The sequence below is a fragment of the Achromobacter colocynthidis genome (genome assembly GCF_057334535.1).
The window spans coordinates 132,889-145,842 of the sequence record NZ_JBHFIZ010000038.1; the positions used below are offsets into that span (position 1 = coordinate 132,889).

At 65.7% G+C, this 12,954-nt stretch carries 11 protein-coding genes; 3 read left to right on the forward strand and 8 right to left on the reverse strand.

Going from position 1 to position 12,954, the window contains the following annotated elements; all coding sequences use genetic code 11:
- Together ACE04A_RS24785 and ACE04A_RS24790 are read left to right on the forward strand one after the other, a co-directional pair.
- The coding region (locus tag ACE04A_RS24785) for an NAD(P)H-dependent glycerol-3-phosphate dehydrogenase (RefSeq protein ID WP_485820632.1) at positions 1-1,053 on the forward strand (1,053 nt) is incomplete at its 5' end.
- 49 nt (positions 1,054-1,102) lie between these two features.
- Positions 1,103-2,095 carry a Bug family tripartite tricarboxylate transporter substrate binding protein gene (locus ACE04A_RS24790; protein ID WP_448718349.1) on the forward strand — a complete coding sequence of 331 codons (993 nt, stop codon included), beginning with the start codon at positions 1,103-1,105 and terminating at the stop codon, positions 2,093-2,095.
- A gap of 201 nt (positions 2,096-2,296) precedes the next feature.
- On the opposite strand, the gene ACE04A_RS24795 is transcribed toward ACE04A_RS24790, so the two are convergent.
- Both ACE04A_RS24795 and ACE04A_RS24800 read right to left on the reverse strand, forming a co-directional pair.
- Positions 2,297-2,767 (reverse strand): tRNA (cytidine(34)-2'-O)-methyltransferase, encoded by a 471-nt coding sequence (locus ACE04A_RS24795; protein WP_100853978.1) that lies wholly within the window; start codon positions 2,765-2,767, stop codon positions 2,297-2,299.
- 226 nt (positions 2,768-2,993) lie between these two features.
- Positions 2,994-3,431: a ComF family protein gene (locus ACE04A_RS24800; protein ID WP_485820633.1), complete on the reverse strand. Its 438-nt coding sequence runs from the start codon at positions 3,429-3,431 to the stop codon at positions 2,994-2,996.
- 453 nt (positions 3,432-3,884) lie between these two features.
- On the opposite strand from ACE04A_RS24800, the gene ACE04A_RS24805 reads away from it, so the two are divergent.
- On the forward strand, positions 3,885-4,820 hold the full coding sequence (locus ACE04A_RS24805; protein WP_448718348.1) for a methyltransferase domain-containing protein: 936 nt from the start codon (positions 3,885-3,887) through the stop codon (positions 4,818-4,820).
- Between the two features lie 37 nt (positions 4,821-4,857).
- On the opposite strand, the gene ACE04A_RS24810 is transcribed toward ACE04A_RS24805, so the two are convergent.
- From ACE04A_RS24810 to ACE04A_RS24835, 6 genes are all read right to left on the reverse strand, one after another.
- Complete coding sequence (locus ACE04A_RS24810) at positions 4,858-6,099, reverse strand: YbdK family carboxylate-amine ligase (RefSeq protein ID WP_259250920.1); 1,242 nt, start codon at positions 6,097-6,099, stop codon at positions 4,858-4,860.
- 332 nt (positions 6,100-6,431) lie between these two features.
- Positions 6,432-7,901 (reverse strand): TrkH family potassium uptake protein, encoded by a 1,470-nt coding sequence (locus ACE04A_RS24815; protein WP_279994343.1) that lies wholly within the window; start codon positions 7,899-7,901, stop codon positions 6,432-6,434.
- Between the two features lie 52 nt (positions 7,902-7,953).
- On the reverse strand, positions 7,954-9,333 hold the full coding sequence (gene trkA / locus ACE04A_RS24820) for a Trk system potassium transporter TrkA (RefSeq protein WP_448718347.1): 1,380 nt from the start codon (positions 9,331-9,333) through the stop codon (positions 7,954-7,956).
- A complete protein-coding gene (locus tag ACE04A_RS24825) occupies positions 9,330-10,022 on the reverse strand; it encodes a response regulator (protein ID WP_259250923.1) in 693 nt (230 codons plus the stop codon). Before ACE04A_RS24825 ends, trkA begins: the two co-directional genes overlap by 4 nt.
- A gap of 11 nt (positions 10,023-10,033) precedes the next feature.
- Positions 10,034-12,346 carry a sensor histidine kinase gene (locus tag ACE04A_RS24830; protein ID WP_259250924.1) on the reverse strand — a complete coding sequence of 771 codons (2,313 nt, stop codon included), beginning with the start codon at positions 12,344-12,346 and terminating at the stop codon, positions 10,034-10,036.
- Positions 12,343-12,933: a DUF4390 domain-containing protein gene (locus ACE04A_RS24835; RefSeq protein WP_259250925.1), complete on the reverse strand. Its 591-nt coding sequence runs from the start codon at positions 12,931-12,933 to the stop codon at positions 12,343-12,345. Before ACE04A_RS24835 ends, ACE04A_RS24830 begins: the two co-directional genes overlap by 4 nt.
- Positions 12,934-12,954: the final 21 nt, after the last annotated feature.

A 12,954-nucleotide genomic window follows, 5' to 3' on the forward strand; every position in this document is an offset into this window, starting at 1 on the left:
CCCCCCCCCCCCCCCCCCCACCCCACCCTGCTTTGGGCGCGCGACGCCGCGCAGGCCGCCAGCATGGCCGCCTCGCACGAGAACGCGCGCTACCTGCCGGGCATTTCCCTGCCCGCTTCCCTGAATTTTTCGTCCGATCTGGACGCCACGCTGCGCAGCCTGCAGGACGAAGCCGACGATGAGAACACCCGTCGTCTGATCGTGCTGGGCGTGCCCGTGGCCGGGCTGGCCGCCATCTGCGGCGAACTGGCCCGTCGGCTGCCCGTACTGGGCCTGCAAGACACCCCCATCGTCTGGACGTGCAAGGGCTTTGAGGCCGACACGGCCAGGCTGCCCCACGAGATCGTGCAAGAGGCCCTGCCCGGCGCGATCGGCGGCGCCTTGTCCGGCCCGTCCTTCGCGCGTGAAGTGGCCCAAGGCCTGCCCGTGGCGCTGACCGTGGCCAGCACCGATACCGGGCTGCGCGATGCCACCACCTCTGCTTTCCACGGGGCGGCGCTGCGCGTCTACGCCAGTTCCGACCTGGTTGGCGTGGAGGTCGGCGGCGCCTTGAAAAACGTCATCGCGGTCGCCTGCGGCATCGGTGACGGGCTGGCGCTGGGCACCAATGCCCGCGCGGCACTGATCACGCGCGGCCTGGCCGAAATGACCCGCTTCGGCGTGGCGCTGGGCGCGCGCGGCGAGACCTTCGCCGGGCTGACCGGCCTGGGCGACCTGGTGCTGACCGCCACGGGCGAACTCTCGCGCAACCGTCGCGTAGGCCTGGAGATCGGCGCCGGCCGCAAGCTGGCCGACATCCTGGCCAGCGGCATCACCGCCGAAGGCGTGCGCTGTGCCCGCGCGGCGCGCGATCGCGCCCGCGCCATCAATGTCGAACTGCCCATTACCGAAGCCGTCTGCGCCGTGCTGTTCGACGGCGTTGCGCCCATGACCGCGGTGTCGGCGCTGCTGGCGCGCGACCCGCGCGATGAAAGTGCCGACGTCAATGCCAACCTCAGTGCCACCAGCAGCGCCAACGGCGCGCTGGACGATACGCTGGGCGGCCATCTTTGACCCCTCTCTAACAACAACACACACGCCCCACCCCGAGGAGACATCCGTCATGACGCAAACCCGCAAATTCCGGGTCGGCCCGCTTCTGCGCGGCCTGTGCCTGAGCCTGGCCGCCGTGCTGCCGGCCGCCGCCCATGCCGATTGGCCCGACCGCCCCATCCATATGGTCGTGCCGTTTCCGCCCGGCTCGTCGCCGGACATCCTGGCGCGCACGATCTCCGAGCCGCTGTCGCAGGCACTGGGCCAGCCCATCGTCATCGACAACAAGCCCGGCGCGGGCGGCAATATCGGCACGCGCGTGGTGTCGCAGGCCAAGCCGGATGGCTATACGTTGCTTTACACGATCAACGGCCCGCTGGTGACCGCGCCCACGCTGTACAAGAAAACGCTGGGCTACGACCCGCTGAAGGATCTGGCGCCGGTCACCCTGGTGGGCACCAGCCCGAACGTGCTGGTGGTGCCCGGCAGCCTGAAGGTCGACAACGTCCAGGACTTCGTCAAGCTGGTCAAGGAACGCGGCAATTCGTTGAACTACGGGTCGGTGGGGCCGGGCAGCTCGGCGCATCTGGCGATGGAGATGTTCAAGGAAAGCGCGGGCGTGGACCTGGCGCATATTCCGTATTCCGGCTTTCCGCAGGTGATTACGGCGATCATCGGCGGCGACGTGCAGGCAGGGTTTATGGTGCCGGCGATTGCAGTGCCACAGGCGCGCGACGGCAAGGTCAAGCTGTTGGCGGTGACCAGCCTGCAACCCAGCGAGGCCTTGCCGGGCGTGCCGACGATGGCGTCGCAAGGGTATCCCGACTTTGAGGCGATTTCCTGGAATGCGGTGCTGGTGCCGGCGGGGACGCCGACGCCAGTGATCGAGCGGTTGAATAGCGAGTTGGCGCGTGTGATCAATAGCGAGGCCGTGCGCAAGCAGTTGGCGTTGCAGTATTTCACCCCGGCGGCGTCGACGCCTGAGGCTTTGACGTCGCGGATCAAGAATGAGAAAGCGCGGTGGGATCAGGTGATTGAGCGGTTGAAGCTGTCGCTGGATTGATGGGTTTGCGTGGTTAAGAGCGGCGGGGGGGATGGCTTTTATTCGCCCCTGCTTTGTGGGGAGAGCGGTGTGGTTTCGCCGCTGCTTGATGGGTTTGCGCGTTGGAAGGCTGCGTTCTTGGGCAGGCTGTGGCGCGCTACACCCATCCTACGATCAACGGAAGGTGGTGGTCTTGGGCGGGCTGTGGCGCGCGGCGCCCATTCACGATCCGCCTTCGAAGCCTTGTTGGCGCCAGGCTTCGAAGACGGTGACGGCGACGGCGTTGGACAGGTTCAGGCTGCGTTGGCCCGCGCGCATCGGCAGGCGCAGGCGCTGCTGGGGCGGGAACATCGCTTGATGCTCGTCGGATAAGCCGGCCGTTTCGCGGCCGAAAACGAAGACGTCGCCGGGCTTGAAGGCGATGTCGGCCACGCTGCGCTGCGCGTGCGTGGTCAGCGCGTAGATGCTGGAGGCGTCGGCCCCCGTGTCATCCAGCGCTTCCTGCAGAGTGTCATGCACCCGCACAGGCTGCCACTCGTGATAGTCCAGCCCGGCGCGCCGCATGCGGGCGTCATCCAATTCGAATCCCAACGGACGCACCAGATGCAACTGGGCGCCCGTGTTGGCGCACAGCCGGATGGCGTTGCCGGTGTTGGGGGGAATCTCGGGGCAGACGAGGATGACGTGGAACATGGCGAATAAGGAAGCAGGACGGAAGACGAGGACGGCTTGCGGCGCCAGGGTGGCGGCGTGGCGGGATTGTCGCCGATTTGTGGCGGAGGCGGGCTGAGGGCCCGGGGCTTCACCCACTTTGTGAGGCCGCCGCGCTGACGGCTAGGAACTTTGCCCGCCTTCTGGGGCAGCCGCACGGACGGCCCGGCGCTCCACCAGCGCGGTAACGAGGCCGGTGCCTGCGCCATTACGGCGTCCGAGCAACTACCAGCACCGTTACTCCAGCCGCCCCCGCCGCCAACAGCGCGACCGCGGCGGCCTGCACGGTGCTGCCGGTGGTCATGACGTCGTCCACCACCGCCACGTGGCGGCCGCGCACCACTGTAGAGGCTTTGAACAGGCCGGCGGCCACCTGGCGCCGCGCGTGGCGGCCCAACGCCGTCTGCCTGGGCGTTTCCCGGCGCCGCCGCAGCGCTTGCCGGATCAGCGGCAGGTTCAGTTCGGCCGCCAGGCGGCGGGCGATCTCCGCCGCCGGGTTCATGCCGCGTGCGCGCAGCGACGCGCGGCTGGCGGGCACGGGCGCCAGCAAGACGCCATCGGGTAGCCTTGGTTCATGGCGGATGGCCTCAGCCAGCAAACGGGCCAGCACCGGCGCCATGCTCAGGCGCAGTTGCGTCTTCAACATCCTGATCAGCGCGTCGGCGGGTGGAACGTAGTCAAAGGCCGCGATCGTCCGCCCATAAGCCCTTGGCGCGCCGAGACAGGCGGGGCAAATTGGCGCCTGAAGTGGGGCTGGGGCCGGGGCCGGAATTGGAGCCGAGGCCGTGCTCGAAGCCATGTCCTCGCTCAACGCCGAGGCCACCACCGAAGCAATAATCGGCAACCGCAGCGCGCAGCGCGGGCATCTCGGACGCCCGCCCGGAGGCGCGGCGGTGATGTCGTCCGCGCAGCCGCCGCACAGGCGCGCACCCGCCACTCGCGCCCCGCACAGCGGGCAATCGCAGCCCACGCGGGACCAAAGCCGCCGCCCCATGGCCTGTAGGGGCAATCGAATTCGTCGGCCGGGATGCGTAATAATGGATGCCATTCCTCATGAAACCATGTTCCGCCCCGCGGCCAAGACGCGGGCGCGACCGAAATGTCCCTGCCAGAATCCGCACCGCTACCCACCCTTCCCATCGTCAGCGCCGACGTACCCCGGCAGTTCGCCCGCCGTGGCGACTTATCCGACGCCCAGTTCCTTTATGGCGAAGTGGCGCGCCGCATGCTGGGCCGCTTGCAATACATCCGCGTGCAGCCGCAAGCCATGCTGGACGCGGGCTGCGGCGCGGGAGACAACCTGCCCCTGCTGCGCGAGCGCTATCCCGACGCGGCATACACCGGCCTGGACAACTGCGAGCCACTGCTGGAACTGGCTAGAAAGCGCCATGCCCCCGCGGGCTTGGGCGCCTGGATCGGCAAGCTGGCCCGGCGCGGGCCCGCCGCACCCAGCTTCGTCAACGCCGACCTGGCGGAAACCGGGCTGGCCCCCGAATCATTGGAGCTGGTGTGGTCCAACCTGGCGATGCATTGGCACCGCGCCCCGCATGCGGTGCTGGCGGAATGGCGCCGCATCCTGAAGGTGGGCGGGCTGGCGATGTTTTCCTGTCTGGGGCCGGCCACCCTGCGCGAATTGCGGCAAGCGCTGGCCGATGCGGGCCTGGCCACCGCCACGCCGTCCTTCGTGGACATGCATGACTTTGGGGACTTGCTGGTGGAAAACGGCTTCGCTGACCCCGTCATGGACCAGGAGATTCTGACGCTGACCTACCGCAGCCCGGAAAAGCTGCTGGCCGACGTGCGAGCGCTGGGCGGCAACCCCGCCGAAGGCCGGCGCGGCGGGCTGGTCGGACGAGACTGGCGTAACCGCCTGTGCGCTGCGCTGGAAGCACAGCGCCGCCCCGACGGTCTGATCGCATTAAGCATCGAAGTGGCTTACGGCCATGCCTGGCGCGCCGCGGCGCATCGCACGGTGGCGGGCGAGACCCGCCTGTCCGTCAGCGCCATCGGCGGCCGGCATCGCGGTAACCCCTGAAACAGGGGCCACCACTACTGCTAACTACGACTGCTACTTAGTGCAAGCGTTCCGGCAACGGCACGCTGACACCGGGTTCCGACGCCGACAAGGGCTGCATCGGTTCGGAATTTGCCCGGATGCGCCGACGCAGCACGGCGGTGGGCTCAGCCGGCGGGGCTGCCACCGTTTCACCACGCCAAGCGTGCGTCATGGCGTCAACCATCAACGGCAGGTCGCGCAGGCGATGGAACTGGCTGCGCAGCCAGCGCGAATCGTTGCCGCTGCGCATGGCCTCGTCGCGCAGCGTGGCGATCATGTCGCCCGTGCCCAACTCTTCGGCCACCGGCATCAGGCGCTGGAACAGCGTGCGCAGGTGGTCCATCAGGCGCAGCCGCTGGCCGTCCGGCGTCACGTAACTGCCCTGCAAGCCAAAACGGCAGGCTTGGAAATGATTGCTGCGGTAGGACAGCCAGGCATTGTCGCTGGGGTCGTCCTCGCGCATCAGCAGCACGGCCAAGGCCTGGGCGAACGCGGCGATCTGGCAGGCGCGTTCCACGGTGAGAGGCGTGTCGCAGACCCGGATCTCGACCGTGCCGAATTCCGGCTTGGGGCGAATGTCCCAATACAGGTCCTTGATGCTCTCGGCCAGCCCGTAGGCGCGCAGTTGCGACAGATGGGCCTCGAACTGATACCAGTCCTTCACCTCGGGCGGCATGTGGCCGGCCAGGGGGAAGCTGTTGACGGCGTTCAGGCGCGAGCACGAGAACAGGGTATCCACGCCCTCGCAGTACGGCGACGAGGCCGACAGCGCGATGAAGTGGGGCACGTAGGGCGACAGGCGGCGCAACAGCTTGATGGAGTCATCGCCACTTTTCACGCCCAGATGGATGTGCTGGCCGAAGACCGTAAATTGACGCGCCAGGTAACCATACATTTCGGCCAGGTACTGGAAGCGCGGGGTGTCCGAAATGGATCGTTCCTGCCAACGCATGAAGGGGTGGGCGCCGCCGCCGGCCACCGACACGCCAACCGCGTCGGCCGCTTCGACCAAGGCATCGCGCATCTCGCGCATTTCGGCCAACAGGCCCATGGGGTGCTCGTGCACCGAGGAATTCAGTTCGATCATGGACCGCGTGATCTCGGGTTTGACGCGGTCGGCAATGGGGTGGTTGGCCATCTGGGCCAGCAATTCGTCAGAGGCGGCGGTAAGGTCAAAACTGCGAGGGTCGATCAGTTGCAACTCTAGTTCGATGCCCAGGGTGTTGGGGGCCGACGAAATGAACGGGATCGGTTCCATTCCGGACTCCTTTGAATGTTTGATATGAGGGGACGCGCCGTTCGACCTTGAAGCCCGGTAACTTCCCGGGGGGCACTAGACGGCGGCTTGTGGAATGCATGATAGCCGCAGGTTTGTGGCAATACGATTGAAAATCGTGACATTTGTGTGCAACATCGCGTAGCACACGGTTTTGCCCTCTGAAGATAAGTGAGCAAGCGCTTACAAGTCAGGAACGACGCGGGTTGCCAAGCGATGGCGGCCGGAATCGCAGCAACCAAGCGGTTTTCGGAGAGGGGTGGGATAACCCTTTATCGGGTTATTCCGGAGAGGCTTTGGGGGTCAGCGCCCCCTTATTTGCGCCAGAACATGGGGGTGAACAGCACCAGCACGGTCAGCAATTCCAGGCGGCCGATCAGCATGGCGAAGGTGCAGACCCAGATCTGGAAATCGGACAGCACCGCGAAGCTGCCCATGGGCCCAACGGGCCCGAGCCCGGGGCCGGTGTTGTTGATGGTGGCAAATATGGCCGAGAACGCCGTGATGGGGTCCAACCCAGACAACAGCAGCAGGCTGGTGAACACGGCGATGGACAGCCCGTAGATCAGCATGAAGGCCAGCACGGACGACATGGTGCGCCCTTCCACCGCCCGGTCGTTGATGCGCACCGGGCTGACGGCATGCGGGTGCAGCATCGTCACCAGTTCATTGCGGGCTTGCTTGACCAGCAAAATGGCGCGAATCATCTTGATACCGCCCCCGGTTGACCCGGCCGACGTGGCAAAGCCCGAGAGCAGCAGCATGGTCAGCGGCGCAAACAGGGGCCACTGGGCGAAGTCGGTATTCGCGTAGCCGGTGGTGGTAGCCATGGAAATGGTGTTGAACATGCCAAAGCGCAGCGCTTCCAGAGGCTCGTCGTAGACGCCCTTGATGTACAGGAACACCGAAATGACCAGGCCTGCTCCCAGCACCACGACCAGGTACGGGATGGCTTGCGGGCACTGCGCGTAGGCGCGCGCGCTGCGCTGGCGAAAGGCGTTGAAATGGGTGGCAAAGTTGATGCCCGCGATCACCATGAACACCATGGCGACCATTTCCACGGCTACCGAATCGAAGTGGGCAAAGCCGTCGTCCCAGGTCGAAAAGCCGCCCAGCCCCATGGTGGTGGCCATGTGGCACCAGGCTTCAAACCAGGACAGGCCCACCGCGCGGTACGCCAGGAAGCACAGGATGGAAAACACGAAGTACACCGCGTACAGCGCCTTGGCGGTACTGGCGATGCGGGGCGTCAGGCGTTCATCCTTCATGGGGCCGGGCGTTTCGGCCCGCACCACTTGGTGGCCGCCCACCCCCAGCAGCGGCAAAATCGCCACCGCCAGCACCAGGATGCCCATGCCGCCAATCCAGACCAGCGTGGCGCGCCACAGGTTGATGGATGCCGGCAAGGCGTCCAGGTTGGTCAGCACCGTGGCGCCCGTCGTGGTCAACCCAGACATGGCCTCGAAATAGGCGCTGGTGAATGACAGCGGCAAGCCGGCCCGGTGAAAGTAGAGCAGCAGCGGGATCGACGCCAGCAACGGCAGGCCGGCCCACACCGCGGACACCAGCACGAAACCATCGCGCGCGCGCAGCTCGCAGCGGCTGCGCCGCGTCAGGGCGGCAAGACCGCCCCCGATGCCCAGCGAAAGCAGGAAGCCGTGCAGGAAGGCGTCGCGCGCCGCGTCGCCGCCCAGGTAGGCGATCGCCAGCGGGATCAGCATGGTGAGGGCGAACATCACCATGGTCAGCCCAAGGATATAGAGGGTTCCGAGAACTCGATTCATGGAGCTTATCCGGCGACACTCGGCCCGCGGCGGAGCATGGGCAAGGTGCGCATCAGAAGAAGGACGCGGAAACTTGGAACAACTTTTCCACGCGCGGCATCTGCCGGCGCGAGGGCACGAAGACGATCACGTGGTCGTTCGTTTCAATAATGGTGTCGGCATCCGGCAGGATGATCTCGTCGTCGCGTACCAGCGCGCCAATGCTGGCGCCCTTGGGCAGGCTGATCTGGCCCACCGCCCGGCCAACCACCTTGGACGTGGAGCGGTCGCCGTGCGCAATGGCTTCCAGCGCCTCGGCCACGCCTTGGCGCAAGCGGTGCACCGCGGCCACGTCACCGCGCCGCACGTGGCGCAGCAATTCGCTCATCGTTGCCTGCGAAGGCGACACGGCGATGTCGATATGGCTGCCCTGCATCAGTTCGCCATAGGCCTGGCGGTTGATCAGCGCGATCACCTTGCGGGCGCCCAGCCGCTTGGCCAGCAGCGAAGACATGATGTTGTCCTCGTCGTCGCTGGTCAGGGCAAGCCAGGTGTCCATGTCTTCGATGTTCTCGCGCTCCAGCAAGGCTTCGTCCGTGCCGCTGCCGTGCAGCACCAGCACGCTATCGGGCAGTTGGGTCGCCAGGTATTCGCAGCGCTTCAGGTCGCGTTCGATGATGCGAACGCTGTATTTTTCTTCGGCCAACTGGCGCGCCAGGCGCAGGCCGATGTTGCCGCCGCCCGCGATCATCACGCGGCGCACGGCCCGTTCGGCATCGCGCAATTGCCGCACGGCGCGGCGCGCGTCGCGCGAATCCACCACCAGCACAACCTCGTCACCCGGCGCGATAACCGTGCCGCTGCCGGCCCGTAGCGGGCGCCCGCCGCGCAGCACGTCGATGACGCGCGCCTTCACATCGGGCCAGACGTCACGCAGCTTGTCGACGGGCGAATGCGCCATCGGGCTGCCATGCCCCACGCGCACGGTCACGACCGACACGCGCCCTTCGGCAAACTCCACCACCTGTAGCGCTTCGGGAAATTCAATCAGGCTATGCAGATAGGTCGTGACGCTGCGTTCGGGGCTGATCAGCGCGTCGATGCAAAAGCCCTCTTCGCTCATGAGTTCCGGGTGTTCCGGGAACTCGGCCGAGCGGATGCGGGCAATGCGACGGGGGATGTTGAACAGTTGGCGGGCGATCTTGCACGCCACCATGTTGGCGGCGTCAGAGGCCGCACAGGCGATGAACAGGTCGGTATCGGCCGCGCCGGCGGCTTCCAGAACCGACACTTGCGAGCCGTCGCCATGGACGACACGCAGGTCGAAGTGTTCTTGCAGGTAGCGAAGCTGCGTGGGGTCGGTATCCACCACGGTGATGTCGTTTTCTTCGGACACCAGGTTTTCGGCCACGCTGGTGCCTACGCGACCAGCGCCCATGATCAGGATTTTCATGTGCTGCGCTTGCGCGCCGACTCAATGCCCAATTGCTTGAGCTTGCGATACAGGTGGGTGCGTTCCAGGCCGGTGCGCTCGGACACGCGCGTCATGCTGTGGCTTTCGCGTACCAGGTGGTATTCGAAATAGATGCGTTCGAACTCGTCGCGCGCTTCGCGCAAGGGCTGGTCCAGCGAAATGGTGCCCAGTTGACCGTTGGACGCCACCGGGACTTCGTTGGCGGGCGCCGCCGTCAAAATGGGAGGATCCAGCTCGTCTTCAAGCGCCACAGCCGTGTTGGCGACCGCCGAATGCACGGCGACAGGCGCCGGTTGCGGTGCACGCCCGCGCGCCAGGCCCGCCGCCACGGTCTTGAGCAAGCGTTGCAGCGTAATGGGCTTTTCCAGGAAATCCATGGCGCCGATGCGCGTGGCTTCAACCGCGGTGTCGATGGTGGCATGGCCGCTCATCATGATCACCGGCATGTCGAGCAGGCCTTGCGAGCCCCATTCTTTCAGCAAACTTACGCCGTCCGTGTCCGGCATCCAGATGTCCAGCAACACCAGATCAGGACGCATGCGAAGGCGTGCCGCGCGCGCTTGCGCCGCGTTCTCGGCCAGTTCGACCGTGTGCCCTTCGTCGTAAAGGATCTCTGACAAAAGCTCGCGTATACCGACTTCGTCGTCAACCACCAGAATTCTGGCCATAAAGCATCCACCTATTGCGTAGCCGCATTATCCTTTTCTTGCGCGGTCGCGTCCATAGTATCTGCCCCGGTCGCCAACCGGGTCAGCAAGATGGAAATCCGCGCGCCCCCTTCCTTGCGGTTCGCAAGGTCGATACGTCCGCCGTGCTCTTCCACAATCTTGCGTACGATTGCCAATCCTAACCCAGTCCCGTGGGACTTTGTGGTTACGTAGGGCTCGAACGCCCGCTGCATCACCTGCGCCGGAAAGCCCGGCCCGGTGTCTGCCACGGTAAATCTCAAGGCTTGCTGGTCGGCCCGGTCGGGCTGCTCGCTGCGCATCAACTGCGTCGTCACGCTGACCCGCCCGTCACCGCCCAGTTCGGCAATCGCGTCGCGCGCGTTGGACAGCAGGTTGTGAATGACCTGGCGCAGTTGGGTCGGGTCGCCCTCGATGTCGGGCAGGCCCGGCGCCAGCGTCACATCCAGATTCATGGCCTTGCCGGTGATGCGGGACGCCCCGCCGTCGGGCTCCCAGCCATACAGCGACAGCACGTCGGCCACCAGCGCGTTGAAGTCGATGCGCTGCATCACGGCAGGCGGCGTGCGGGCGTATTCGCGGAAATCGTCCACCATCTGCTTCAGCGACGCCACCTGGTTGACGATGGTATTGGTGGACCGCTGGACGATCTGCGCCTCCGCCGGTTGCAGCTTGCCTTCCAGTTTCATGGCCAACCGTTCGGCCGACAACTGGATGGGAGTAAGCGGGTTCTTGATTTCATGCGCCAGGCGCCGCGCCACTTCGCCCCAGGCCACGGTGCGGTTGGCGGAAATCACTTCGGTAATGTCGTCGAACACCACCAGATAGCCGTTGCCGCGCCCGTCCACGCGCAAATGGGTGCCGCGCGCCAGCAAGGTGAGCGGCTGCGACGCGGTGGCGGCATCGCCCTGGCCAGGGTTGATTTCGAATTGCTGCTGCCAATGCTGGCGTTCCGATCCGACCGCCGCATGCGTGGAAAACGCCTGTCGAACAATGTTCGCAAATTCAAGCATGCCGTCCACCGTTTCCAGCGGACGGCCGATTACCGAACGCAGGTCCACCCCCAGAATGGTCTGGGCGCCCTGGTTGACAGTGGTAACGCGGAACGACTCGTCGAACACCAGCACCCCGGAGGACAGGTTCGACAGCACGCTTTCCAGATAGACGTTGGACCGCTCCAACTGCTGGCGATTGCTCTCGACCATGCGGCGCGCTTCATCAAGCTGGCGCGTCATGGCATTGAACGAGCGCGTCAACTGGCCCACTTCGTCGCGCTCCGGGGGCTCGGGCAGTGGCCGGTAATCGCCCACGCCCACCGCCTGCGTGCCGCCCGCCAGGCTGAGCAAGGGTCTCACCAGGCGCTTGGACAGCGACAGCGCCACAGCGATGGCGCCGAACGCGGCCAAGAGCAGGGCCAAGGTCAGGGTGATGCCGTAAAGCTTGCGCAAGCCCAGCCGCGACAACGCCAGCTCTTGATAATCCCGAAACCCCTGCTGCACCAGATTGGCGTTGTGCGCGATCTGCTCCGGCACCGGCTGCAGCAATTGCAGCCAGCGCGGCTCGGACGAGCCAAGCAGGTTGTCATAGCGCTCGGGCCCGGTCAGCGGAATCACCACACGCAGGTGCAGCCCGCCTTCGGCTCCCGCCGTAACGGGGTCATCTGCTTCGGCGGCGGAATAGCCGCGTGCCAGCCGAAGCTGGTTCATGACCGTGGACGGGGGCATGGCGGGCATCAACTGGCCGTACTGGCTGGTGGAAAACGCCACCATGCGGCCGCTGCCCGTGAACACCATGGCCTCTTGCACGCCATTGGCCTCGCGCAGCCGGGTCAGCGCCAGCGTCACGCCGCTGTCCGTGTTGCGGTTCAGTTCGACGGCCATGGAGCGCGCGCGGGCGTCCAGATCGGCCAGCAGCGAATCCAGCGCCGCGCGGCCCAGGTTCAGGCCGGCTTCCAGCGCCGTATCCACCCGCACGTTGAACCACGATTCAATGGACCGCGACATGAACTGCACCGACACGGTGTAGATCAGGGCGCCCGGCACCACGCCGATCAGCGCGAACGCCAGGGAAAAGCGCGCGGTCAGCCGCGCACCGAACTGCCGGCGCCGGATCTGGCGCGCCAGCCGCACCGTCAGCGCCACCACCCAGACAAACAGCGCCAGGGCAAAGATGCCGTTCAACACCAGCAGCGTGTCGTAATAGCGCGCAAAGCGCGAGGCGTTGCCCGTGGACCATGCCAGCAAGCCCAGCAACGCCAGGCCGCTTACGGCACCTACCATCAGGGCCAGCCGGAGCAACAGCCTCATGAGGGATCTTTCTCCTTGTCGCTCAGCGTGAACGAGAAGTCCATCCAGGGCGTGCTCTGCGCCCACGAACTGCTATTCAAGGCGTTGACCTGGAACGGCCGGGGCAGCAACGACGTATCCAGGCGCAGCCGGATCTGTCCGCCGTAGAGCACGTCGGCATCAAAGTCAGCGGCATCCGCCACCGACCAATTGCGTATATGCCGGATGACGCTCATCGCATCGTCCAACGAAGCGACCGGAAAGGACAGTTCGCCCACGCCCGCGCGCCATTGCCGCGTCAGCGCGTTATAGATGACGCGCCAGGTGCGCGAGGTGTCCACCAGCGACTCGTCGAACCACCACCAGCGTTCACGCGTCACGGTAAGGTCGGCCGTGAAATACAAGGGGATGCCGCGTTGGGCCGCATCCCGCAACTGCTGATTCAGTTCAAATTCGATATCCGCATCGAATTCAAGCTTGCCATTGCGCACCGCCGGCTCAACCCGCGTCACCTGCGGTTCGGCGGCATGCACCTCGCCGCCCGGCACCGTGGAAAGCAAGGTAGATACCAGCAACAACCCTAGAAATAAACGCGAAATAATGGACATACGACACCGCAACACCGTTAT

Bases quoted from the DNA above. Each gene is read 5' to 3' on its own strand.
- trkA (WP_448718347.1), bottom strand. From the start codon at position 9,333: ATGAAAATCCTGATCATGGGCGCTGGTCGCGTAGGCACCAGCGTGGCC.
- ACE04A_RS24800 (WP_485820633.1), bottom strand. From the start codon at position 3,431: ATGTTGAAGACGCAACTGCGCCTGAGCATGGCGCCGGTGCTGGCCCGT.
- ACE04A_RS24835 (WP_259250925.1), bottom strand. From the start codon at position 12,933: ATGTCCATTATTTCGCGTTTATTTCTAGGGTTGTTGCTGGTATCTACC.
- ACE04A_RS24810 (WP_259250920.1), bottom strand. From the start codon at position 6,099: ATGGAACCGATCCCGTTCATTTCGTCGGCCCCCAACACCCTGGGCATC.
- ACE04A_RS24815 (WP_279994343.1), bottom strand. From the start codon at position 7,901: ATGAATCGAGTTCTCGGAACCCTCTATATCCTTGGGCTGACCATGGTG.
- ACE04A_RS24825 (WP_259250923.1), bottom strand. From the start codon at position 10,022: ATGGCCAGAATTCTGGTGGTTGACGACGAAGTCGGTATACGCGAGCTT.
- ACE04A_RS24830 (WP_259250924.1), bottom strand. From the start codon at position 12,346: ATGAGGCTGTTGCTCCGGCTGGCCCTGATGGTAGGTGCCGTAAGCGGC.
- ACE04A_RS24790 (WP_448718349.1), top strand. From the start codon at position 1,103: ATGACGCAAACCCGCAAATTCCGGGTCGGCCCGCTTCTGCGCGGCCTG.
- ACE04A_RS24805 (WP_448718348.1), top strand. From the start codon at position 3,885: ATGTCCCTGCCAGAATCCGCACCGCTACCCACCCTTCCCATCGTCAGC.
- ACE04A_RS24795 (WP_100853978.1), bottom strand. From the start codon at position 2,767: ATGTTCCACGTCATCCTCGTCTGCCCCGAGATTCCCCCCAACACCGGC.